The sequence below is a fragment of the Tolypothrix sp. PCC 7601 genome, assembly GCF_025677855.1.
Lineage (GTDB): Bacteria > Cyanobacteriota > Cyanobacteriia > Cyanobacteriales > Nostocaceae > Aulosira > Aulosira diplosiphon.
In genome coordinates this window covers 4237785-4263776 of sequence record NZ_CP064879.1, presented here as the reverse complement: position 1 = coordinate 4263776, position 25992 = coordinate 4237785, and the positions used below count along the sequence as shown (strand labels likewise).

Sequence of the window (25992 nt, the reverse complement as noted above, 5' to 3'; positions counted from 1 at the left end):
ATGTATAGACAAAGCAGGTAATTCTACTTAAAAATTACAATAGACCTTGTTTATTTGGCAGAATTACCCATAGGGGTTGAGCAATTCATCTTTGAGATAAATTGACTAGCAACCCCCTCCCCTTTAACAATGAACCTAATTCACAAACTCAAGCCACCCTGTTCATCTGACCCCGCCTCTCAAAAAAGCGAATTTCCTTCGTAACCCTGAGTTTTTATGAAATACTTTTCCAGAGCGAAGTAAAGATTGTGGGCACTAAGCAAAAATCAGCAGGATGTGAAAATATTGTGACAAGTGGAGGCGAGATGGCGGTACTGATGCCGTTGGTTGACTGGTCAACTACTGCTGTTGGTGCTGTGGAAACTTGGCCACAATGCTTAAAAACTGCCGTTCGCATCATGTTAGGGTCGCGCTACCCCATGTTTGTGTGGTGGGGAGAGTCGCTGACCAAGTTTTATAACGATGCTTACATTCCAGTTTTGGGTCAACGCCATCCGCAAGCGCTAGGTCAGCCAGCATCCCAAGTCTGGGCGGAGATTTGGGACACTCTGGGGCCACAAGCGGAAGCTGTGATGCAAAAAGGGCAATCTTCGTGGAATGAGGAATTGCTCTTAGTGATGCAGCGCAATGGTTACACAGAAGAAACCTACTTTACCTTTTCCTATAGTCCCATTATTCAGGACGACGGGACTGTAGGTGGAGTCTTCTGCGCCTGTACTGAAGAAACCCGTCGTGTCGTGGGCGATCGCAGGTTGCGGAGTTTGCGAGAATTAGCAGCGAATACAGCAGAGGCGAAAACTGTTGAAGATGCTTGTGAGATTTCCGCCCAAACGTTAGATAATAATCCTTATGATGTGCCTTTTGCCTTGCTTTATTTGCTCGATGAGAAAGCAACCCAGGCGCAACTAGTAGGCGCAACCAGATTAGACGCAGGAACTACCGCCAGTCCGCAATTCATAGATATCAACGCTGATAGTCAAATATGCGATCGCTGGTTACTTCCGGCTGTGCTGGCTGATGGGAAAAGTCAGCTAGTGGATTTAGTAAAATCAGGTTTTGGCGATTTACCCGGTGGTGCTTGGCCGGAATCACCCACAACAGCTGTAGTCCTACCCCTCACCACCCCCACACAAGAGAGACTGAGCGGATTTTTAATTGCAGGTATCAGTCCCCGCCGTCAGTTTGATGATGATTACCAAGGCTTTTGGGATTTAGTAGCAGGACAGATTAGCACTGCGATCGCTAATGCACGCGCCTACGAAGCGGAACGTCTGCGGGCGGAAGCACTCGCAGAAATCGACCGCGCCAAAACCGAGTTTTTTAGTAACGTCTCCCACGAATTCCGCACGCCATTAACTTTAATGTTGGGGCCATTGGAAGATGCGTTAACAGATAACACTGCTTCCTTACCTGCGATTCAACGAGAAAGAATTGAAATTGTTCAGCGCAATGGATTGCGTTTATTAAAATTAGTCAACACCTTACTAGATTTTTCTCGCATCGAAGCTGGAAGAATTCAAGCAGTATATGAACCGACGGATTTAGCTACCTTCACCGCTGAACTTGCAAGTGCATTTCGCTCCACCATTGAACAGGCAGGAATGCAGTTAATTGTTGATTGTCCCGCCTTACCCGCAGAAATTTATGTGGATCGGGAAATGTGGGAAAAAATTGTCTTTAACCTCTTATCTAATGCGTTTAAATTTACCTTTTCTGGCACAATTACCGTTAAATTAGAGTATTTTAAAAACCACGTTAATTTATTAGTTCAAGATACAGGCATAGGCATTCCCAGCGAAGAAATTCCTAATTTATTTAAGCGATTTCATCGGATTAAAGGTTCCCACGGGCGAAGTTTTGAAGGTTCAGGAATTGGATTATCGCTAGTGCGGGAAATTGTAGAACTTCATGGCGGTAAGGTGAGTGTTACCAGTGTTTGGGGAGGGGGAAGCTGTTTTACAGTGACAATTCCTACAGGCTGCGCTCATTTACCCGCAGAATCTCTCCGCGCTATTCGCACATCAACTTCTACAGCATCAGGCGCAATTGCTTACGTAGAGGAAGCACGGCGTTGGGGAACGGCAGAGAGCAGGGGGGATGAGGGAGATGAGGGGGATAAGGGAGATGAGGGAGATGTAGACGCGAAGCGGCTTCCCGATAAGGTGGGAGATGTAATTACTTACTCATTTGTAGATAAAACTGCTCGGATTCTCTTGGCTGATGATAATGCGGATATGCGCGATTATTTGCGGCGATTTTTGAGCAATTACTATCAGGTGGAAACCGTCGGGGATGGGATTGCAGCGTTGAATACAGTGCGGCAAAATCCGCCAAATTTGGTGTTAACTGATGTGATGATGCCAGGAATTGATGGCTTTGAATTATTGCGATCGCTACGTAACGATCCCAAAACTCAATATATCCCGATAATTTTATTGTCAGCCAGAGCCGGAGAAGAATCGCGGATTGAAGGACTAGCAGCCGGAGCCGATGATTATATCGTCAAGCCATTTTCAGCCAAAGAATTACTGGCACGTATAGAAGCTAGCCTAAAATTATCTCAATTACGGCAAGAAGCACAATTGCGCGAAAAAGACTTACGAATGCAAGCCGAAGCAGCATTGAGCGATCGCCAACAAATCGAAGCATCTCTGCGTGAAAGCGAAGAACGCTTTCGGCAAATGGCAGAAACAATTGAAAATGTCTTTTGGTTATGCGATGCAAGCGCACAAAAATTACTTTATGTCAGCCCTGCTTATCAGCAAGTTTGGGGGCGTTCCCCAGAACTTCTTTATCACGACTTAAGCAGTTGGATAGAGACGATTCACCCAGATGATCAAGATTTAGTGATAAAAGCTACAGAGAAATGCATAACTAACGGTAATCATTCAGAAGAATACCGCATTATCCGCCCTGATGGGACGATTCGCTGGATACGCGATCGCGGTTTTTTGGTTCAGGATGGAGAGAGAAAACCATATCGTATTGCTGGCGTAGCTGAAGATATTAGCGATCGCAAACAAGTAGAGCAAGAGCGAGAACTATTACTACTCCGGGAACGCGCCGCCCGTGAAGAAGCCGAAAGAGCCAGCCGTATTAAAGATGAATTTCTCGCCGTCCTCTCTCACGAATTACGCTCCCCCCTCAACCCGATTCTTGGTTGGTCGAAGTTGTTGCAAAATGGTAAACTCAGCCCCAGCGCCACCGCCGCAGCACTAGCGACAATTGAGCGCAACGCCAAGTTACAAGTACAACTAATTGACGATTTGCTGGATGTTTCGCGGATTCTCCGGGGTAAATTGGTCTTAAATGCCATCCCCCTAGATTTATGTAGCATCATTTCATCAGCCTTAGAAACAGTGCGATTAGCAGCTGAGGCAAAGTCCTTAGAAATTCACACCCATATCACCCCAAAGGTCAGCGTCATCGGCGATCCTACAAGATTACAACAGGTGGTGTGGAATATCTTATCCAACGCCGTGAAATTTACACCATCAGGTGGAAAAATAGAAGTTGGTTTAACCTGTGTGGGCACAAATGCCCAGATTCAGGTACGAGACACAGGTAAAGGTATTAGTGCTGAGTTTTTGCCCTATGTATTTGAACATTTCCAACAAGAAGACGGCTCTACCACTCGTCAATTTGGGGGTTTGGGTTTGGGACTGGCGATTGTCCGCCAGCTAGTAGAACTGCATGGTGGTACTGTAGCAGTGGATAGTGCTGGTGAAGGACAAGGCGCAACGTTTACAGTGTATATACCCTTAGCAAAAAATCCGGTGCCGACACCTGCATTACCAGCATCAGAGCCACAAAATGTCAATCTCGAGGGTATCAATATTTTAGTAGTGGATGACGAGCCAGACTCCCGGGAATTTCTCACCTTTGTGCTGACACAACAACAAGCAACAGTGACAACCGTAGCCTCCGGCGCAGAAGCACTCCAAGTTTTAGCACAAGCAGTCCCAGATTTATTAATTAGCGATATTGGTATGCCGGAGATGGATGGTTATATGCTTATGCAAACTATTCGCGCCTCACAGCCAGATAAATTTCTGCCCGCGATCGCCTTAACTGCTTATGCGGGAGAATTAAACCAGCAAAAAGCGATCGCCGCAGGTTTTCAAAAGCACATCGTTAAGCCAATTGATCCAAACACAGTAGTTGCGATCGCCATTGAGTTATTGCAACCACAAATAATAAACCGCCGATGAACGTAAGGGAGATGAGGAGAAAGAGAGCAGAGGAAGCAGAGGAAGCAGAGGAAGAATTTTCAATTACCAATTACCAATTACCAATTACCCAATGACAAATGACAAACACCAAATACCAAATGACAAATGACAAATGACAAATAAAAAATGACTAAAAAATGGTTCCAAATTGGATTATTCGGTATATTTCTCTTCTCATTCGCTTTGCGTTTTTGGGGATTGAATAGATTCAATACTCTTGTATTTGATGAAGTTTATTTCGCCACATTTGGTAATAACTATCTCATCAATAAGCCGTTTTTCAATGCTCATCCACCATTAAGTCAATATATTATTGGTATCGGCATTTGGCTTGGTAGTCATTTTCATTTTGGGCAAGAACCAGTTAATGGGCTAGCAGGTTCTTTATTGTCGCCTTGGAACTATCGTTGGGTAAATGCTCTCACTGGTTCATTTATTCCTGTATTTGTTGCTGCTATTGCTTATCAAATTAGTCATCGCCGCAGCTTTGCTTTACTAGCAGGTTTCTTTACTGCTTGTGATGGACTATTTTTGGTTGAATCTCGTTATGCACTCAATAATATTTATATTGTTATCTTTGGTCTTTTAGGAAAATGGTTTTTATTATTAGCCTTAGAAAATCAAAAACAACGTCGTGCTTTATGGTTAATTGCATCTGGTATTGCCTTTGGTGCTTCAACTGGTACTAAATGGAATGGTTTATGGTTTTTGTTAGGTGCTTATTTAATTTGGATAACAGCTTGGTTAATTCGGTTTTTAAATTCTTTAACTAACCAAAAACGCCTTTTTGAGAGCATTGATACAGCAGCTACAGAACCCTTATTAACCAAAGTTCAAACACCGCTACAAAATTTGACTCAGCTAAACATTTTTCAGATGATCTCTTATTTAGGAATCATCCCGGCTATAGTCTATAGCTTAATTTGGATTCCTCACCTACGCTTAGATACAAGATTCGATTTTATTGAAGTACATCGGCAAATTTTAAACTTTCACTTGCACATGGACGGAAATATTCCAGCCGTCCATCCATATTGTGCAGCTTGGTATAAATGGCCTTTCATGACGCGACCGATGGCTTATTATTATCAAACTACTCGTAATTTCAGTGATCCGTTACCTGTGATGGGGCCGAATTTACCCGCTGCAGATGGACGGGTAATATATGATGTCCATGCTATGGGTAATCCCTTTTTATGGTGGTTTGGGATGGCTGCCATATTATTTATAGCCGCAATGCTGTTGTCAAAATTAGTAATTCCTTTGTTTAAAAAGCAACATTTAGCTATACCCAGCAATCTTGCTGTTGATACTTGGATTGCGTTGTACATAGTAATAAATTATGCAGCTAATTTATTACCCTGGGTAAAAGTCACGAGATGTGTGTTTATTTACCATTATATCTGTGCATTAGTCTTTGTATTTTTAGCGATCGCCTGGTTTGTCGATCAATGTCTTCGCAGCTATCACCGCGAACTCCGAGCATTAGGTGTCACAATTACTTTTATGATTTTGGCTGCTTTTATCTTCTGGCTACCAATTTATTTAGGCTTACCTCTCACTTCTGAGGCTTATAAACTCCGGATGTTGTTCAATTCTTGGATTTAATCATGTTTGGTGCGTTATGGTGCGCTGTCCAGATCCCCGACTTTTTCAAAAAGTCGGGGATCTAAATATCGCTACAGTTAGCGATATTCAAGGGGTACAGATATCAAAATACAGTTCAGTTAAAAAAATAAATTGACAACAAAAACAATAATTTTGGAGGGGGTTTGGGGGACGCAACCGTCACCCAATCGGGGGTTTGGGGGAGAATCCCCCAATTGAGCTAACTGTTTCCACGACTGACAAATAAATCACTAATGATCTTATCTGAACTGTCTTGATATATAGCAGTAACTCCAATATAAAATTGCTGAGTTTGCTGCTATTGATCACCGATTTTCTCAATTAATCTATATAAATAATTAACCAGCCATTATCTGCCTTGAACAACATTTATCACTTACTTTCTGCGTGAATGTAGTAATATTTAACAATGATTTAACGATATCAAATACGTAACACAACTACATACAAACGAATCAATTAATCACCTGTTATTCATATAACTTATCTCTACAAAACTTGACTGCCTGTTACACTGTGAATGCAAGAAGATAAGGGAGATACTACGTGATGCCACGTAAAAGTAAAAGATTAACAACATCAGAATGAATCAAGTAGTGCAGCTTCAGAGAATTAGCTATATAGTCGATAAATGACCAATTTTTGTTAATTTGTGAATTTATTAAGGTTTTTATAATTTGTGTTTCTTTATTCTCTGCCCGTGGCAACTGGTGTATTGCGAGCATTCCTTCCCAACATCTGCAATTAAATTTCCACATCTAAGTAGGGTGCAAACTTCAGTAAATGGTTAACATTTATTGATACTCTGCTTTTGATGCTCCGGTAAAATAGAGGAGAATCTTAATGGTATCCGAATTCCAAGCACAAAGTATTAATGTGAATAGCTTAAAAGAAGCAGCTATTCACGTTTGTAGTCAAATTCAACCTCATGGTGTCCTCTTGGTATTGGGGGAACCAGAACTGAACATATTACAAATTAGTAGTAATACTTGGAGTGTTTTCGGCATATTGCCCGAAGATGTATTGCAAAAAAAACTCGAAGATTTACTCGACCCCTTCCAAATCGAAAGAATTAAAGCAGGCATATTAGAAGGCAACCTGGATTATATTAACCCAACAAAAATTTGGGTGAGAAAGAAAGGCGATGAATATGTAGTATTTGATGCGGTATTTCATCGCAACCCAGAAGGATTGTTGATTTTAGAATTAGAACCAGCAATTTCTCAAGAAAATATCCCATTTCTAAGCTTTTACCACCTAGCAAGAGCTTCTATTAATCAGTTAGAAAAAACCACAAACCTGCGCGATTTCTGTCAAATTATCGTCCAAGAAGTCCGCAAAGTGACTGGGTTTGATAGAGTAATGCTCTATAAATTTGATGATGATGGGCATGGCTCAGTCATAGCTGAAGAAAAGCTAGACAGCATGGAACCTTATTTAGGTTTACATTACCCAGAGTCAGATATTCCTAAACCAGCAAGAAAGCTATTTGCTTCTAACTTCATCAGATTAATTCCCGATGCTCATGCAGAACCCGTACAAATTCTGCCAATTAATCATCCGCAAAGTCAACAACCAATTGATTTAACTAACTCAATTTTGAGAACCGCAGCAAATTGCCATTTAGAGTATTTACACAACATGGGTGTAGGTGCTTCTTTAACTATTTCCTTGATTAAAGATGGCAAACTTTGGGGATTAATTGCTTGTCATCACCAAACACCGAAATATGTTTCCTATGAATTCCGGAAAGCCTGCGAATTCTTAGGTAGAGTGATATTTACAGAAATTTCCACCAGAGAAGAAACAGAAGATTACGACTATCGAATGAATTTGGCATATATTCAAACAGTATTAGTTGAATATATGTCCCAGGAAGAAAACTTCATTGATGGATTAGTAAAACATCAGCCGAATTTGCTGAATTTAACTAGCGCTCAAGGTGCGGCTGTTTGTTTTGGCGATCGCTGTACAGTCATTGGGCAAACTCCCAAAGAAGAAGACCTCAACTTTTTACTGCAATGGCTGAAGAATAACGTCCGTGAGGAAGTATTCTACACAGATTCCCTACCCCGGATTTATCCAGATGCCGAAAAATTTAAAAACGTCGCTAGTGGTTTATTAGCGATTCCCATATCTAAGCGCAACTATGTTTTATGGTTTCGACCGGAAGTGATTCAAACAGTAAATTGGGGTGGTAATCCCAATGAAGCGTTTGAAGTCAGCCAAACAGAAGGAAATCTGCGCTTAGTTCCGCGTAAATCCTTTGAATTGTGGAAAGAAAATGTTCAGTTAACATCTTTACGCTGGAAAGCTGTTGAAATCAAAGCTGCACTAGAATTACGCAAAGCCATTATTAATATTGTGCTGCGTCAAGCCGATGAACTAGCGCAGTTAGCGCACGACTTAGAACGCTCGAATGCGGAATTGAAAAAGTTTGCTTATGTCGCCTCCCATGATTTACAAGAACCCTTAAATCAAGTAGCAAACTATGTGCAGCTATTAGAGATGCGCTATGAAAACGAACTTGACGAAGACGCGAAGGAATTTATTAACTTCGCCGTTGAGGGAGTCAGCTTGATGCAAACCCTGATTGATGACGTACTTGCATATTCCAAGGTAGATATGCAAGCGAGCGCCTTTCAACTAACTGAGGTAGAAACGCCGCTAAATCGCAGCCTCAGTAATTTGCGCGGGCGCATTCATGAAACTGGGGCTATGATTACCCATGACCCCTTACCAACTGTGATGGCTGATAGTACACAATTAATGCAGCTATTTCAAAATCTCATCGCCAATGCAATCAAATTCCGCAGCGAACAACCACCAAAAATTCACATCGGAGCCGAAAGGTTAGAAGATGAGTGGTTATTCTCCGTCCAAGATAACGGTATTGGCTTAGAACCAAGATTTAGCGATCGCATTTTCGTCATCTTTCAGCGCCTACACACCAGAGAAGAGTATCCCGGTACAGGTATGGGTCTAGCCATCTGTAAGAAAATTATTGAATGCCATCGGGGACGAATTTGGGTAGAGTCACAACTGGGCGAAGGTGCTACCTTCTACTTTACGATTCCAGTCGGAGGCCGCGAGCGTGAGCGTAGAAACGGAAGACAAACACAAAAAGATCTTTTTGGTCGAGGATAACAAAGCTGATATCCGCTTAATCCAAGAAGCACTCAAAAACAGCACCGTACCACACGAGGTAGTGACGGTCAGAGATGGTATGGAAGCAATGGCTTATTTACGCCAAGAAGGTGAATATGCTAACGCCTCACGTCCTGACCTCATCCTCTTGGATTTGAACTTGCCCAAAAAAGATGGTCGTGAAGTCTTGGCTGAAATTAAAAGCGACCCCACACTCAAGCGCATTCCTGTAGTCGTGCTCACCACCTCCAGAAACGAGGATGATATTTTTCATAGCTACGACTTACACGTCAATTGCTACATCACCAAATCTCGCAACCTGAGCCAGCTGTTTCAAATCGTCAAAGGTATTGAGGAATTTTGGCTCTCTACGGCGACATTGCCGTCGGAGTAGGGATTGGGAATGGGGAATGGGGAATGGGTAATGGGTAACTCGGGGCACCACGATTGCAGCGTGTGAGGATTTGGGAATGGGGATTGGGAATAATGAGGGAGATGAGAGAAACTAGCTAATAAACTTTGACCTTTGACCCTTGACCCTTGACCTTTGACCTTTGACCTTTGACCCTTGACCCTTGACCTTTGACCCTTGACCTTTGACCTTTGACCTTTGACCCTTAACAAATCAGGAGGTGACACCAGAAAATGACGGCGACAAGCTCCGTAAAAATCTTGTTGATTGAGGACAACTTGGCAGAAGCGAGATTGTTACAAGAGTTTCTCAAGCAAGCCCAATCTAAATATTTTAGTGTTGTTCATGTTCAGCGCTTACAAGATGGAGTTAAGGAATTAAGTAAGGACGAGTTATTTGGCGCTTACGATGTCATTTTGTTGGATCTCACTTTACCTGATAGTGAGGGATTATCATCCTTACCAACGTTAATTAACTGTTTGCCTAGTATCCCGATTGTGGTATTAACAAATACCAATGACGACACACTGGCAATTGAAGCTGTGCGTCAAGGCGCACAAGATTATTTAGTCAAGCGTCAAGTAAATGTAGATGTGTTAGTGCGCTCGATACATTATGCGATCGAGCGTAAACAGGTTTTGGAATCATTACGCACCACCAATCAAACATTAGAACACTGCGTTGAAGAACGTACCGCCGAACTGGTAAGAGCCAAAGAAATTAACCAGTTCAAATCGGAGTTTGTCTCAATGCTCTCCCATGACATCCGCAATCCTCTCAACACGATTCTCCTAGCCGCAGGATTGCTGCAAGACAACGATAATAAATTAACCATAGAAAAAAAACACTCTCACTTCCAAATGATTCGCGCTGCTATCAAAAACATGGCGCAGCTCTTGGATGAAGTTTCGTTCATCGGTCAAGCTGATTCTGGGAGATTACAATGCGATTTAGTCTGCCTGAATTTAGAAGCTTTCTGCCGTCAACTAGTTGATGAAGTTCAACTTGCTAGCGCGGAAAAACAGATTACTGTAGTTTTTCACAGTGCTGGAAAATTAGAAGATGCTCTCTGGGATGAGAGTCTACTGCGCCACATCTTAGGCAATTTAATCACTAATGCAATTAAATATTCACCACCAGGTAGCACAGTCAATTTTGACCTCATTGGGCAAAATCATGCGATCGCTTTTCGGATTCAAGATTATGGCATTGGCATTCCTGAATTAGACCAACCACGATTGTTTCAGCCTTTTCAACGTGCTGAAAATGTCGGCTCGATTCCGGGTACAGGCTTAGGTTTAGCGATTGTGAAAAAATGTGTTGATGCTCATGGGGGCGAGATTTTCGTCGATAGCAAAGTTGGCATTGGTACAACCTTTACTGTCATACTGCCATTGCTAAACTAGTAATCCCAATTCGTAATTTGTATTACTTTTGCTTTCATACCTAGTGTGGCTTAACTGGATATATTACCATTAGCATCAAAATACACTTATTTTTCCAGGTATTGGAAGCTGACGTTCATGAGCCGAGAGCAGTTATTGCAACGAATTCTGCTAATCGATGCTAATCCAGTTGAGCGCGCTCTCACAATCCAAGCACTAACTCAAGATTTACCAGGACTTCAGATTGAAGAAATTGTGAATGCTGATCAGTTAGCACAGGCGATTGCAGAGCGTAATTTTGATTTGGCGATCGCTGATTATCAGTTACCGTGGACAAACGGACTGGATGTTTTGCAGACTCTCAAAGCCTACAGCAGCAATTGTCCTGTAATTATGTTGACAAATGCTGGTAGCGAGGAAATTGCTGTTGCAGCTATGAAAGCAGGGTTGGAGGATTATCTGATCAAGTCACCCGCAAACCTCAGTCGATTGGCGCAAGCAGTGATCAGTGTTTGGGAGAAAACTCAAACTCAGTTGCTAGCAAATCGAGCTTTACAAAATAGCGAACGTCGCTTAGATACTTTGATTAGCAACCTACCTGGTTATGTGTACCGGGTGGCTAACGATCGCAATTACACTGCTGAATTTATTAGTGAAGGTGTGTTCAATATTACTGGTTATGAGCAGGGAGAATACTTAATAGAACGCACCATTTCTTGTGGGCAGACAATTCATCCAGATGACTGCGATCGCGTATGGGAAATGGTTCAGCAAGCAGTTGCACTCCAGCAACCCTACGAGTTTGAGTTTCGGATGATTACGAAATCAGGAGTTGAGAAATGGGTTTGGGAACGGGGGCGGGGTATATTTTCCGATAGTGGTGAACTCCTTTGTTTAGAGGGCTTTGTCACGGATATTACATCTCGCAAAGCCATCAAAACAGCACTGCAAGAGTCACGACAGCTATACCAAACTTTGGTAGAACATTCTCCTGATATTATTGAACGCTTCGATACCCAGCTGCGACATCTTTACACTAGTCCAGTCCTGACAGAACTCACAGGAATTCCAGCAGAAGTATTTTTAGGTAAAACCTGCCGCGAATTGGAATTGCCACAGACAATGGTTAATGCTTGGGAAACGGCTGCCCAAGCACTACTACAAACCGGGCAAAAGCAGATCATTGAATTTGATACTCCAACAGTTAACGGAGTACGTTTCTTTGAAATGGTAATCGCACCCGAACTGACTCGTGACAACGTCATTGAGTCCATATTATGTATTTCACGAGATATTACCGAGCGCAAAGCCGCTCAAATTGCTTTACAACTTCAGGCGCAGCAAGAGCAAACTTTAAATAGAGTAGTCCAAAGAATTCGTAGTTCCTTAGATTTATCGACGATTTTTTCGACCACAATAGCTGAAGTCACGGAATTATTGGGAGTGATTCGCACTTCCATTGTGCAGTATGTGCCAGAGCGTCAATGTTGGCAAACTCTGGCAGTTTATTGCCAATATCCATTGCTGACAGATACAACAGGTTTAGAAATTCCTGATACGGGCAATCCCTATGCAGCAAAATTAAAGCAACTCCAGGTAGTGCAGGTCAATGGCATCGATAGCATTCAAGACCCGATTAACAAAAAAATTGCAGAGAGTTTTCCTCCAGCTTGGTTGTTAACACCCATCGTTGTTAACGGTAAAATTTGGGGCAGCTTATCGCTATCTAAGCTGGTCACAGAAGCACCTTGGAAACAACAGGAAATAGAACTCGCAACTAGAGTAGCAGATCAGTTAGCGATCGCAATTCAGCAAGCACAACTCTATCAACAAGCACAACAAGAACTGCGCGATCGCCAGCGTGCGGAAGCTGCATTACAACAACTCAACCAAGAGCTAGAACAGCGAGTTCAAGAACGGACTGAGAAACTGCAAATGGCGCTTTCTGCTGCCAAAATGGGAACTTGGGACTTGAATCCACAGACAAATATCGTCCATTGGTCGCCGGAAGAATATGCGCTATTTGGTTTTAAAACCGATGCTCAAGGACGAGTTCTGGATCAAAATGGTCAAGAAATTAGCCCTCATCCGACCTTCGAGCTGTTCTTGAGTTGCGTTCATCCTGATGATCGAGACTATGTTGTACAAAAAACCCAGCAAGGATTACAACAAGGTTCTGCCTTTGAAGTAGAGTACCGCTTGCTCCGAGACGGCAATATTTATTGGGTATACGCCAGAGGCGCTTGTTTGCTGGACAAAGAGGGAAAACCTGCGCGGTTGATGGGAATTGCGATGGATATCACCAATCGCAAACAAGCAGAAGCCGCTTTGCGACGCAGCGAAAGGTGGTTACAGAACTTTGGCCAAAAAATTTCCGTAGTGGTTTACACTATGGTTCAAGAAGCCAATGGCCAAATTTGGTTTGAATACATCAGCCCAGCCTGTAAATCCATCTTTGAGGTGACAGCAGAGCAAGCAATGCAAAATGCTTACTCGATCATCAACCAGATTCATCCAGACGATCTACCGCCTCGCGCTATCTTAATGACCCGTTGCACCCAGAACTTAGAACCTTTTTTCATGGAATATCGCATCATTCCGCCCTCTGGAAAACTCAAATGGGTGCAAGTCAATTCGCAAGTAGAACCACGGGAGAATGGGGCTTTTGCTTGGCATGGAGTTTTACTAGATGTGAGCGATCGCAAAGAAGCAGAAACAGCTATTAGGCAGCAAGCCAAGCAGGAAAAAGCACTCCGACTGGTTACCCATGAAATTCGCCAGTCTCTAGATTTGGATGCCATCCTCACAACTGCTGTCAATGAAGTACGACATACATTGCAAGCCGATCGAGCAGTAGTGTATCGTTTTAATGCCGATTGGAGCGGCAACTTTATTGTTGAATCAGTTGCTCCCGGTTGGGTGAAACTAGTGAAACCCAACGTTAAAAGAGTTTGGGAAGATACTTATTTGCAAGCAACTGAAGGAGGACGCTACAAAAATTACGAAACCTTTGCGGTTACAGATATTTACACAGTTGGACATCAAGAATGTCATATTGCACTGCTAGAACAATTTCAAGCTAGAGCTTATGCGATCGCACCGATTTTCTTCGGAGAAAATCTTTGGGGCTTGTTGGCAGTTTACCAAAATTCGACTCCCCGCTCTTGGCAAGCTTGGGAAATAGATCTACTGCAACAAATAGCCAACCAATTAGCGATCGCCATTCAACAGTCTGAACTTTACAAACAACTACAAACAGAACTGCAAGAACGCCGACAAATTGAACAAAAAATCCGCGCATCCCTGAAAGAAAAAGAAGTTTTATTGCGGGAGGTGTATCACCGAGTTAAGAATAATATGCAAATGGTTTCTAGTCTGTTAAGTCTGCAAGCCAGTAGTATTGATGACCCTGCTGTACTAAAATTGCTGACTGAAAGCCAGCGCCGAGTCAAAACAATGGCACTCGTCCACGAACGTCTCTACCGTTCTGAAAACCTTGCCCGGATTAACTTCGCAACTTATGTAGAACACCTTGTCAGTGATTTAGTACGTTCCTATACTTCCAACAAATCGGCTATCCGTTTTGTGATTGAAGTGAGCGAACTAGAACTAGACCTAGATACGGCTGTTCCCTGCGGATTAATCATTAATGAGCTAATTTCAAATGCTTTAAAATACGCTTTCCCGAACCAAAAAGGTGAAATCACACTGCAATTTTGGCTGCATACTCCTGAGTATTATTGTTTAGTTGTCAAAGATAATGGAATTGGGATACCTGCCGATATTGATCCACAGTGTACTACTTCATTGGGAATGCAACTCATACAAGGTTTAGTAGAGCAACTTGGAGGTACACTGCAACTATCTAGACAAGGAGGCAGCCAATTTAAGATTCTCTTGAAAAAAAGGTTGTAATATGATATGGCACAACAATCTTCTAAACCCAGTATCTTGATTGTTGAAGATGAATGGGTGATTGCTTTAGACATCAAACAGCATTTGAAAAAGTTAGGCTACAACGTCTCTGGAACTGCTAATTCTGCCGAAAAAGCGTTGGAACTGGTTGCAGCCCACAAACCAGATTTAGTGTTGATGGATATTTATCTGCAAGGTGACAAAAGCGGAATTGAAGCAGCAGATCAAATTCGCCAACAGTTTGAGATACCTGTCGTGTTTCTCACTGCCCATGCTGATGAGTCAACTTTAACAGAAGCGATCGCCACCCATCCCTACGGCTATATCGTTAAACCCTTTGAAGAACAGGATCTAATTATTGCGATTCAGGTAGCTTTAGCTAACCATATTGCCGAACAAGCTATTCGACAAGCACTACAAAAAGAAAAACGCTTGAATGAACTGAAATCTCAATTTGTTTCTATTGTTTCCCATGAATTTCGCAATCCCTTAAGTTCCATACTCTTAACACTGGAACTTTTGGAACAGCCTGACATAGTCAATCCCCAAAAACGACAAGCTCATATCGAACGGGGGAAAGCAGCTATCCAGCACATGGCGCAATTAATTACAGATGTGTTAGTTCTCGGTCAAGTAGAACAAGAGCAGTTTCACTATCAACCAACACCAATTAATATTTACCAGTTTTGCTCTTTCTTGGTTGAAGATTTACAATCCCGTGCTCAAAATCCAGAGAGATTTATTTTCAACTTTTCAGGATGTGACGAACCAGAAAATCTGTTTTATGAACTTGATCCCAATTTATTGCAACATATCCTGAACAACTTGTTAGAAAATGCCCTGAAATATTCTCCCGATGGCACCCCAGTCATCTTTAACTTACACTGCGAGTCAGATTACATTCAATTTCAAGTTCAAGACCAAGGAATTGGTCTAACAGAAAAAGATTTAGAAAAGCTATTTACACCATTTCATCGTGGAATTAACGTCAACAAAATTCCCGGTACAGGATTGGGGTTATCAATTACGAAAAAGTGTGTTGATGCACATGGAGGTCAAATATTAGTTGATAGCACTGTTGGAGTTGGCACAACCTTTACTGTTACCCTTCCCGCATTAAAACTGGAAAACTCCAACTCTAACCTCTACCAGCCCAACCATGATTAACTTTACAAATTCATAGTTTTTGTGTAAGCAAATGTTAGTTTGACATCAACCATAGTTAAAAAGAGCAATAAATTCACCCAGTTGTTTCAATCAAAACTTATAGCAATTTGCAACATTATCGCTACAAATGTAGGTTGGGTTGAGCAAAGCGAAACCCAACACTATAACAATTTTAGATTCTAGCTTGAAACCCTTGAGATTAATCACCAAATACAGGCGCAATAGTTAACATATCCTACATTCTCAAATAAACAAACTAGGTGCAACTTGAAAATACTCACTCAAAGCTTTAGCTTGCGCTTTACTAATCGAACGCTTACCATTGACAACCTCAGAAACTACGCCACTTGAACCAATAATTCCCACTAAATCAGCTTGACGAGTTCCACTTTCTTCCATAATATGCTGGAGAATTTCATGAGGTGCAGATTCTTCCATCGGATAATGTTCTGTCTCATAAGCTTCAATCAAGATGATCAGTAGCTTGTATAAAGCTTGCTCTTCCTGAGTGCGATTCTTATTAAAAGTTAGCTGTTCTACTAACTTGAGAATACGTTCGTACTCTGCTTCTGTTTCTATTGCGACAGGAACAACTTCTGCTAAGAGATGACGATAGTTATTTTGGTCAAAAGTAAGGGTCATTTTTCCATTTATCTTTATCGTATTCAGCGTGTGTGAGAAAATACTTGTAATAGACGACCTGGTTTTCGTAATCAATACCAACAATTAGACGATAATCATTGCCTTTAATATTAAAAATAGTAAAATTTCCTACTGCTTCTGCATCACGATAAATTTTTCTTACATCTTCAAGGTTTTGCCAATCCGCCTTCTTAACAGTAGTGTACCAGTACTCTATTTGCTTTTTGACATCAGGAAACTGAGTAGTATCAATGCGGAGATTACGAATTGAAATTAAATGCATTCGTCTTTGCTAGTCTGAGCATATTTATTCATAAAATTCCACAACTCAATTTATCCTCTCATTTTGAGAGTTAACTGTCAATAATTAAGCGAGGATGCGTTATAACGCATCCTACTTGTGATTTTGATTATCTATTCTTCAATTCGTGCATACTTTTTACAACTTTTGTCACCAGGTTTCTTGGCGTAAACCTTACACTTTCAGTGAGGATTCTATTTCTTAAGCCAGGAATCACAACTGTTTTATTTGCCATTAAACTACGATAACCAATTTTGGCAACTTTTTCTGTATTCATCATCCGATTCACACTGGCAATTTTTGAGTCTTCCATTGCAGCAGTTTTTTGAAATTCCGTTGCTGTGGGGCCGGGACAAAGTACAGTCACACTCACACCTGTACCTTCTAATTCCTGTGCGATCGCTTCCGAAAATGATAAAACATAGGCTTTAGTTGCAAAATAAACCGCCATCAAAGGCCCTGGTTGAAAAGCAGCAACAGAGGCAACATTTAAAATTTTGCCATAGCCTTGCTCTACCATATCTTTGAGGAACAATTTTGTTAAATGAGTGAGACTCACTATATTGACCTGTAGCATATCTAGTTCAGTAGTGAGGTCTGTTTCTGCAAAGACTCCATAAGTACCAAAGCCTGCATTGTTCACCAACACATCAACTTTAATAGATGATTGTTGTAAATCTGCAAAAATTTCTGTGGGAGATGTTGGGATCGATAAGTCTTTTGCAAAATTTTTGACAACAATGTTGAATTTTTGAGTAAAGTCTGCAGCAATTTCTGTAAGTTTTTGTTCGTTCTTATCTACTAACACCAAATTGTAATTATTCCGACCAAAAATGTATGCTAATTGGTAACCAATGCCACTAGCGGCTCCGGTAATCAAAGCAGTTTTTTGACGCTGACTTTTTGGGGTGTTATTCATCTCAAGAATGTGGTAATTTAGTGAGTATGCATAAATACTCACTAAGGATTTAGAGAGTTTTATAAAAGAATTGAAATTGATCGCTGCTAATATATGTTGCCAATTTGGCAACAATTAATGTTTTGAATATAGAAGCAATTTATAGAATTGATATTCAATTATGTAAGGTAGTTTACACTACTGTTTATTTCTAGTATCTAATCAGAAATTACATAATCTGCTGTAATTTAATACCAATTCAAATAATGTTTGCAGCAGATAAATTATTCGTAGGGGCACGGCATCCACAATCTTTGGGCATATCAAATATCTTATTGGTGCCGTGCCCCTACCTACCCATCTGTCGCATTCTTTTTTCCAAATGGTATCTAATTCTTATCTTTTAACCTATCGCTAGCTATTTCTTAACGTTACTAGGATAACTTGAACTACTGAAATAAACACCAATAATATGTATTTCTAAATGCTCATGCTCTAGTTCTTGCCATGAGGCTAATTCATGTTGGCATCAGCGAAACTCATAACTGATTATGAGGCTCTAATTTTAAATTTAATTTAAGCATTGTTGATGATTTTTAACTTTAAATAATCTCTCTTAATTCTCTCAAGCAAAATTTACCTACTTGCAAGCTAATCTATGGTAACTACCAACGCAATCCGCTTTTCTCAATTCAACGCTTCCCTCAATCGTAATGCTGATGGTCAGTTAATTACTGATTTATCTACACCTAATAATGCTCAAGCAAAAACAGTTGCAGAAATTATTCAACGCAACAATCCAGATATATTATTAGTCAACGAGTTCGATTACGTCCAAGGAAATCCCCTACAGGCGGTGCAATTATTCCAGCAAAATTATCTTGCTGTCAGCCAAAAAGGTGCAACTCCTGTTAACTATCCTTACTTTTATATTGCTCCCAGTAATACAGGAATTGCTTCGGGGTTCGACTTAAATAATAACGGTCAGGTTGTCACTACACCAGGTGCAACTGGATATGGTGATGATGCTTTGGGATTTGGTAATTTCCCTGGTCAGTTTGGGATGTTGCTACTTTCTAAATACCCTATTGATACCGCTAATGTTCGCACCTTCCAAAATTTTCTGTGGAAGGATATGCCAGATTCTTTGCTATCTACAATCTCAACACCTAATTCTAATACTCCTTGGTATTCTCCAGAGGAACAAAATGTTTTACGGCTTTCTTCTAAAAGTCATTGGGATGTACCAATTAAAGTTAATGGTGAGACAATTCACGTTTTGGTAAGTCATCCTACACCGCCAACCTTTGATGGAACCGAAGACCGCAACGGTAAGCGCAATCATGATGAGATTCGCTTTTGGGCAGATTATATCACCCCAGGTAAGAGTGATTACATTTATGATGATGCAGGTAAAAAAGGCGGGATTGCAGCTGGTTCGCGGTTTGTAATTATGGGCGACCAAAACGCTGACCCTGTAGATGGTGATAGTTTTGATAATGCTATTCGCCAACTATTACAGAATCCTGGTATCAATAATAATTTCATCCCCACCAGTCCCGGCGCACCACAACAAGCAGCATTACAGGGTGGTGCAAATGTCAACCAAAAAGGCAATGCTAATTTTGATACCGCAGACTTTGCTGATACTGCACCCGGTAATTTGCGGACTGACTATGTATTACCATCGGCTGATTTGACTATTACCAATTCCGCAGTGTTTTGGCCGTTAAATACTGACCCCAATTTTCCCTTAGTAGGTACTTTTAACGCCAGTCTTCCCGGTGGGTTCCCCAGTTCCGACCATCGTTTAGTATATGCAGATGTGCAAGCAGGGCCAACAACACCAGGAAAAACGATTCCTGAAGTGGGATTTTTAGGACAAACTATTTTACCTACAGGCTTTATTCCCTCTGGTGTGGCGGGAACGGTAAATGGGGTACAAACTCCATTGGGTGGGTTGTCTGGGGTCGCTTATGATGCAGATCAAAAACAATTTTACGCAATTTCTGACGATCGCTCTCAATTTGCACCCGCCCGCTTTTATACTTTTACTACTGACCCGGCGAAAATTGCTACAACTGGGGCGACTTTTACTAATGTTACGCCGCTAAAAGATGCTAACGGTAATTTCTTTGCACTCAATAGCCTTGACCCGGAAGGAATCGCGTTAACTAACAATGGTACGGTCTTTATTTCCTCAGAAGGTGAGGTAAATCCTAGCGCAGGTCGTGTTACCAATCCCTTTATTAAAGAATTTTCCCTGACTACGGGGCAAGAAGTTCGCAGTTTAGCTGTCCCCAAAAAGTTTTTACCAGTTGTTCAGGATACTAACAATAACGGTGTTGTGGATGCTGGCGATACCCAAACTGCAGGGGTTTACAATAATTTGGCTTTTGAAAGTCTCACCATCACACCCGACCAAAAAACTTTATTCACCGCCACAGAAAACGCTTTATTTCAAGATGGGCCAAGGGTTTCCACCACAACTGGTAGCCGATCGCGAATTTTACAATACAATTTGGTAACGGGACAGCCAGAAAAAGAATATCTCTATGTTACAGACCCATCCGTCACCCCCAACCCAACCACAGGTGCTAGTGATAACGGCTTGGTGGATTTATTAGCAATTGATAATCGCGGTACATTACTGGCGTTAGAACGTTCTTTTGCACAGGGTGTAGGGAACACAATTAAAATCTATGAAATTTCTCTACAAGATGCAACGGATATCAGTAGTATCGACTCACTCAGTAGTTTAAGCACCAGTCAATTAGCTGCGATTCAACCAACGCAAAAGCGACTACTGTTGAATTTAAATGACCTGAATTTACCAACAGACCCCAATCATCCAATTACTGGTACAGATAATATTGAGGGTATAGCCTTTGGGCCGAAATTAGCTGATGGTCGCCAATCGATTGTTTTAGTCAGCGATAATAATTTTGGTACTACCCAATATACGCAAATTTTGACTTTAGGTGCAGATGTAGTTACTACCGCAGCGCCAAGAGTCGAAACTCGTCCTGATTTATTGGATGATGACACATTACCGACAGACCAACGTGCTGATGCTGATGACCCAGCTATCTATATTAATGCTAACAATGCGGCTGAGAGCTTAGTTCTCACCTCAGTCAAAAACGCTGGACTGCGGGTGTATGACTTGTCTGGTAAACTGTTGCAGAAAGTCAACCCTGGCGGTATTCGCTACAACAACATTGATTTGCAATATGGTTTTAAATTAGGTAATGAAAAAATCGATATTGCCGTAGCGAGCGACCGCGGTAACGATAAACTAGCAATATTCAAGATTAACCCCAATCCCAGCACTCCCGGTAAATACCTGGAAAATATTACCGACAGCAGTATTGGCACAATTTTCCAAACACTACCCTTTCTTGCGCCTTATTCTTCATCTTCTCGCAGTTCCTACGGACTCGCTTTATATCGCAGTCCCATCACCAATGATTACTACGTCTTTACTAGTCGCCGGGAAACTGGAGATATCGCCCAGTTTAAACTAATTGATCAAGGTAATGGCAAAATTGGCGCGGAACGAGTCCGAGAGTTTACTATTCCATCCTCCTCTGATAGCGAACGTTCTGCACAAACAGAGGGAATGGTAGTAGACCAAGAAACTGGATTCCTTTACATTGGACAAGAAGATGTCGGTATTTGGAAATTTCAAGCCGAACCCAATGGCGGTACAACTGGGAAATTAATTGATCAAGTTAAAGGCTTGGGTGGTAAATACCTTACCGATGATGTGGAAGGATTAACTATCTACTACGGTAAGAATGGTACAGGCTATTTATTAGCATCCAGCCAAGGCGATAATACTTTTGTTGCTTATACTCGTGAAGGCAATAATGATTATTTAGGTAACTTTGCGGTTGGTAACAATGGCGCAATTGATAGCGTACAAGAATCAGATGGTGCAGATGTAATTAATGTACCCCTTGGCCCTAACTTCCCCAAAGGTTTATTTGTCACCCAAGATGGAAATAATGAACCGGCAAAATTAGTTAGCGATGGCGATGAAATAGAGAATATCAACTCTAATTTTAAATTAGTACCTTGGGAAAATATCGCTAACGCTTTCTCTAATCCTTTAAATATTGACACCACTAGTTACGATCCGCGCAATCCTATTGCTCAACCCAAACTCACTATTTACGACTTTAAAAACCTACCCAAATTAGGCACAACTTCCAAAGGTGAAGATATTTTGTTGGGTGGTTTTTCTGGGTTGTATTTCCTAGGAACAGCACCTAATGGTAACCTGCGATTTGTTACCCACACAGACAGAGGCCCCAATGGTGAACCTGTGGGTGCAAATCGACCATTTTACCTACCCAACTTCCAGCCAGAAATTGTCAGTTTTGAACTCAACCGCACCACAGGCGAAATTAAAATTACTAACCGTACTGGCTTATTTCGCCAAGATGGGAAAACCCCATTAACCGGATTACCAAATTTACAAGCTGGGGCGAATGGTACAGCTTATACTGATGAAATTGGCGTTGATTTAGATAATAAGCCTCTACCTAATGACCCATTAGGTGCAGATTTAGAAGGAATTGTGGTTGCGGAAAATGGTGATTATTGGATGGTAGATGAATACCGTCCTGCAATTTACCATTTTGATAGTCAGGGTAAATTAATTGAGAGATTTATCCCCAAAGGAACTGCAACCGCACCTAATCCAGACCAACCTACGGGTACTTTTGGAACTGAGATATTCCCAGAAGTTTACGCCCAACGCCGCAACAATCGCGGATTTGAAGCTGTGGCTTTGGAAGGTTCTAAGTTGTACGCTTTTATTCAAAGCCCAATTGATAATCCTGATAATGGTAGTGACACAGTTTCTAAAGCTTCTCGTAACCTGAGAATTTTAGAATTTGATATCAACAGCAAACAAGTAACAGGGGAGTATTTATATCTTCTGGAAGGTCTACCAGCCACAGATAAAATTGGTGATGCAGTTTCTTTAAGTAACGGTAAATTTGCAGTTGTAGAACGCGATGATAATGGTACATCTGCTGGCAATAAACTCATCTACCAAATTAATTTATCAGGGGCGACAAACATTAATAATCCTGCTAACTTTACATTGCCCAGTGGTAAGACCATTGAACAACTAACTGCTGCAGAATTAGCCACAGCTAAAATTACGCCCGTCAGCAAAAGCTTAATCGCCAATGCTGCACAGTTAGGTTACACCGGAGTTGAAAAATTAGAGGGTTTAGCTTTAGTTGCACCCAATACGTTGGCGTTAATTAATGACAACGATTTCAACGTTACTGGTAAGACTCCGGCGGAAAGATTGGGACTTTTGGAACTACCTAATAACATTGCAGTTACTAAACCCAAAACATCCCTGAATATCCTCTTAGTCAATGATGATGGTTATCAGGCGAAGGGAATTAATGTCCTCTACAACAAATTAGTTGCGGCTGGTCATAAAGTAACATTAATTGCACCTAAACAACAGCAAAGCGGTCAAGGTACAGCCCTGGATACCGATAAATTTGGCAAACAATTAGAAGTTGTCAATTATGAACCAAATAAATGGTATGTCGATGGCAAACCTGTTGTAACTACCTGGGCGGGAATCGATTACATTTTAAAAGATAATCCCCCAGATTTAGTTATTTCTGGGATTAACGAAGGGGAAAACCTCGGTTTAGAAGGGATCATTTCCGGTACTCTTAGCGCCGCAGTTTCCGCATTAAATCGTGGCGTACCTGCGATCGCAGTCAGTGCGGGTGTTAAATTAGATGAACGTAGCGCAGGTTACCCCAGTACTGATAAAGCCTACGAAGTTGGAGCTAATTACGTTGTTGATTTAATTGCCCAATTACAAGCAAAACAAGGTAATAACCCGGCTATATTACCCAAAGGCATTGGTTTAAACGTCAATATCCCTGCAACTGACAAAATTCAAGGAGTAGCCTTTACAGAGTTTGACAGTGCAGGTAGTTTTGATTTCAAATTTGGGGAGTTACCGCCTAACTTTGGCACAGGTCAAGGTATACTTTATACCCAAAATACCTTACCTGCTGGAACTACACCCAAACCATTCTCAGAAGGTGAACAATTCTTAGCAGGTAAGGTGACAGTAACTCCTTTTGATGGTGATTGGGGTACAACTCCAGACCAACGTCAAGCACTGAGTTCTCGTCTTAACCTAGCAGTCCCTGGTTTAACGGATGAAATTAAACCTGCTAGTAAGCCATTAAATATTCTTTTGGTGAATGATGATGGTTATCAAGCAAAGGGTATTGATGTTATCTACAAAGCTTTAACCGCTGCTGGTCATAACGTTATTTTAGTCGCACCCAAAGACCAGCAAAGCGGAAAAGGTACTTCCATCAACACCAACAAAATTTTCCAAAATACTGAAGTTACAGAATTTGATACCAGCAAAAATAAATGGTATGTCGATGGTACTCCAGTTGTCACCACTTGGGCGGGACTTGATTATATCTTCCCCAACAAAGAGAAGATTGCTAAACCCGATTTAGTTATCTCCGGTATTAACGAAGGTGAAAACATTGGTTTAGATGCCATTTCTTCTGGTACACTTAGCGCTGCGGTTGCTGCATTACAAAATGGTATTCCTGCGATCGCAGTTAGTGCTGGAATAGATTTAGCTGGGTTACAAACAGGCGATAAATCCAGTACAGAGAAAGCTTACGAAATCGGTGCTAGGTTGGTTGTTGATGCAATTAACAAACTCCAAGCCAGTCAAGGTAGTAATGCAGATTTACTCCCGAAAGGAGTAGGGTTAAATATCAATATTCCAGCTTATAATCCTGATATTGCTAAATTCAGCACAATTACAGGGGTTGCAGTTACCAAATTTGACCAAGCCAGCAGTTTGGGTTTACAGGTTGCGGAAATTCAACCGGGTGTTCCTGGTCTAGCTTTAGGGGCTTCCAGCAATACAGGTACAGGAGATTTATCATCGGAAGGGGGTAGATTCTTAGCCAGAAATATTACCATTACCCCAATTGATGGTAATTGGAGTGCTACCGCAACTAGTCGTCAGCAAATCGCCAATGCTGCGGGGGGATTGACTATCAATACAGGTAGTAGTCAGCCGATATTCACAGGTGATGGCGCAGATATTGTAGAACCTATCAATGGTAGCACTGTGTTTACAGGTAACGGTGATGACACAGTAATTGCAGGTAGCAATTCTTCTATCTCAACAGGCGATGGTAATGATCAAGTCTTTGTGGGTGCTAATGGCCCTGCGAAAAATACTAATGTTGATGGTGGTGCGGGTAACGATGAACTGACTGTAGTAGAAGCTAGCGGTAGCAATAATTTATTTGGGGCTGCTGGGGCTGATAATCTGCAAGTAGTTGAAGGTTCTCGTCAAGTTCTCTTCGGTGGTTCTGGTAATGATACTCTCACGAGTAAGGGGAATAATAACCGACTGTATGGTGGTTCTGGTGATGACAAACTCTTCTCTAATACCAATGACACTCTAGTAGGTGGTGATGGTGATGATGTGTTATTTGCTGGTTCTGGAGGTGGTAATCGCCTGACTGGTGGTGCTGGTGGGGATCAGTTTTGGATTGCAAATGCTAGCCTTCCTACTAGCAAGAATATTGTCACGGACTTTACCCCAGGAGTTGATGTGATTGGTATTGGTGGGATTGGTGTAAATCAGTTCAGTGAACTGACGCTGTTGCAACAGGGTGGTGATACTTTAGTTAAAAAGGGAAGCTTAGAGTTAGCTTCATTGTTGGGGATTACTGCAAATAACCTCGCTGCTGATAACTTTAGCTTTATAGGTTAAAGTATCGATTTGTTATTTGTTTAAAAAGCCAAAGATTGGGGGATTCTCCCCCAAACCCCCGATTGGGTGACGGTTGCGTCCCCCAAACCCCCTCCAAAATTAGTCTTCGGTTTTTTGAGTTACTAATTTTTTGGGTTTTTTCGATTGATTTTATGGACTGTATTGAAATCTACAGGATTTACGCAAGCAAAATTTGTCATTGCGATCGGAAGGTATTGTAGGGAAGCAATCCCATAATTTTAGGCGATTACGTCGCTACGCTTGTAATGACGTAATTCTGTGAATTTTGCGTAATACCAAATCCGGCTTCTTTACCCCTTTATCTTCTTATACCATTTTGAAAAAAGAACGCGACAGATGGGTTGGTAAGGGCACGGCACCAGTAAGATAATTTGATATACCAAAAGATTGTGGATGCCGTGCCCCTACAAAGAATTGATCTGCCGCA

The 25992-nt window shown here is 41.5% G+C and carries 11 protein-coding genes; 8 read left to right on the top strand and 3 right to left on the bottom strand.

Annotated features, from left to right (window positions below):
• The first annotated feature begins 248 nt into the window (after window positions 1-248).
• From HG267_RS17530 to HG267_RS17500, 7 genes are all read left to right on the top strand, one after another.
• Window positions 249-4211 carry an ATP-binding protein gene (locus HG267_RS17530; RefSeq protein WP_309227657.1) on the top strand — a complete coding sequence of 1321 codons (3963 nt, stop codon included), beginning with the start codon at window positions 249-251 and terminating at the stop codon, window positions 4209-4211.
• A 147-nt stretch (window positions 4212-4358) separates the two neighbouring features.
• The gene (locus HG267_RS17525) at window positions 4359-5840 is read left to right on the top strand and encodes a dolichyl-phosphate-mannose--protein mannosyltransferase (protein ID WP_045869948.1); all 1482 of its coding nucleotides are present in this window, start codon (window positions 4359-4361) and stop codon (window positions 5838-5840) included.
• 864 nt (window positions 5841-6704) lie between these two features.
• Window positions 6705-9008 (top strand): sensor histidine kinase, encoded by a 2304-nt coding sequence (locus tag HG267_RS17520; protein WP_045869950.1) that lies wholly within the window; start codon window positions 6705-6707, stop codon window positions 9006-9008.
• Window positions 8956-9402 carry a response regulator gene (locus HG267_RS17515; protein WP_045869951.1) on the top strand — a complete coding sequence of 149 codons (447 nt, stop codon included), beginning with the start codon at window positions 8956-8958 and terminating at the stop codon, window positions 9400-9402. Before HG267_RS17520 ends, HG267_RS17515 begins: the two co-directional genes overlap by 53 nt.
• Window positions 9403-9653: 251 nt before the next feature.
• Complete coding sequence (locus tag HG267_RS17510) at window positions 9654-10826, top strand: ATP-binding protein (protein WP_045869952.1); 1173 nt, start codon at window positions 9654-9656, stop codon at window positions 10824-10826.
• A 117-nt stretch (window positions 10827-10943) separates the two neighbouring features.
• Entirely contained in the window at window positions 10944-14720 is a 3777-nt protein-coding gene (locus tag HG267_RS17505; RefSeq protein WP_045869953.1) for a PAS domain-containing protein, read from the top strand.
• 6 nt (window positions 14721-14726) lie between these two features.
• Window positions 14727-15887, top strand: a complete 1161-nt coding sequence (locus tag HG267_RS17500) for an ATP-binding protein (RefSeq protein ID WP_045869954.1) — start codon at window positions 14727-14729, stop codon at window positions 15885-15887.
• 243 nt (window positions 15888-16130) lie between these two features.
• On the opposite strand, the gene HG267_RS17495 is transcribed toward HG267_RS17500, so the two are convergent.
• The 3 genes from HG267_RS17495 to HG267_RS17485 form a co-directional block, all read right to left on the bottom strand.
• A complete protein-coding gene (locus HG267_RS17495) occupies window positions 16131-16529 on the bottom strand; it encodes a type II toxin-antitoxin system HigA family antitoxin (protein ID WP_045869955.1) in 399 nt (132 codons plus the stop codon).
• Entirely contained in the window at window positions 16513-16812 is a 300-nt protein-coding gene (locus tag HG267_RS17490) for a type II toxin-antitoxin system HigB family toxin (protein ID WP_045869956.1), read from the bottom strand. Before HG267_RS17490 ends, HG267_RS17495 begins: the two co-directional genes overlap by 17 nt.
• A gap of 127 nt (window positions 16813-16939) precedes the next feature.
• Entirely contained in the window at window positions 16940-17749 is an 810-nt protein-coding gene (locus HG267_RS17485; RefSeq protein WP_045869957.1) for an SDR family NAD(P)-dependent oxidoreductase, read from the bottom strand.
• 637 nt (window positions 17750-18386) lie between these two features.
• Here HG267_RS17485 and surE point away from each other — a divergent pair.
• The gene (surE, locus tag HG267_RS17480; protein WP_081583984.1) at window positions 18387-25544 is read left to right on the top strand and encodes a 5'/3'-nucleotidase SurE; all 7158 of its coding nucleotides are present in this window, start codon (window positions 18387-18389) and stop codon (window positions 25542-25544) included.
• The last annotated feature ends 448 nt before the right edge of the window (window positions 25545-25992 follow it).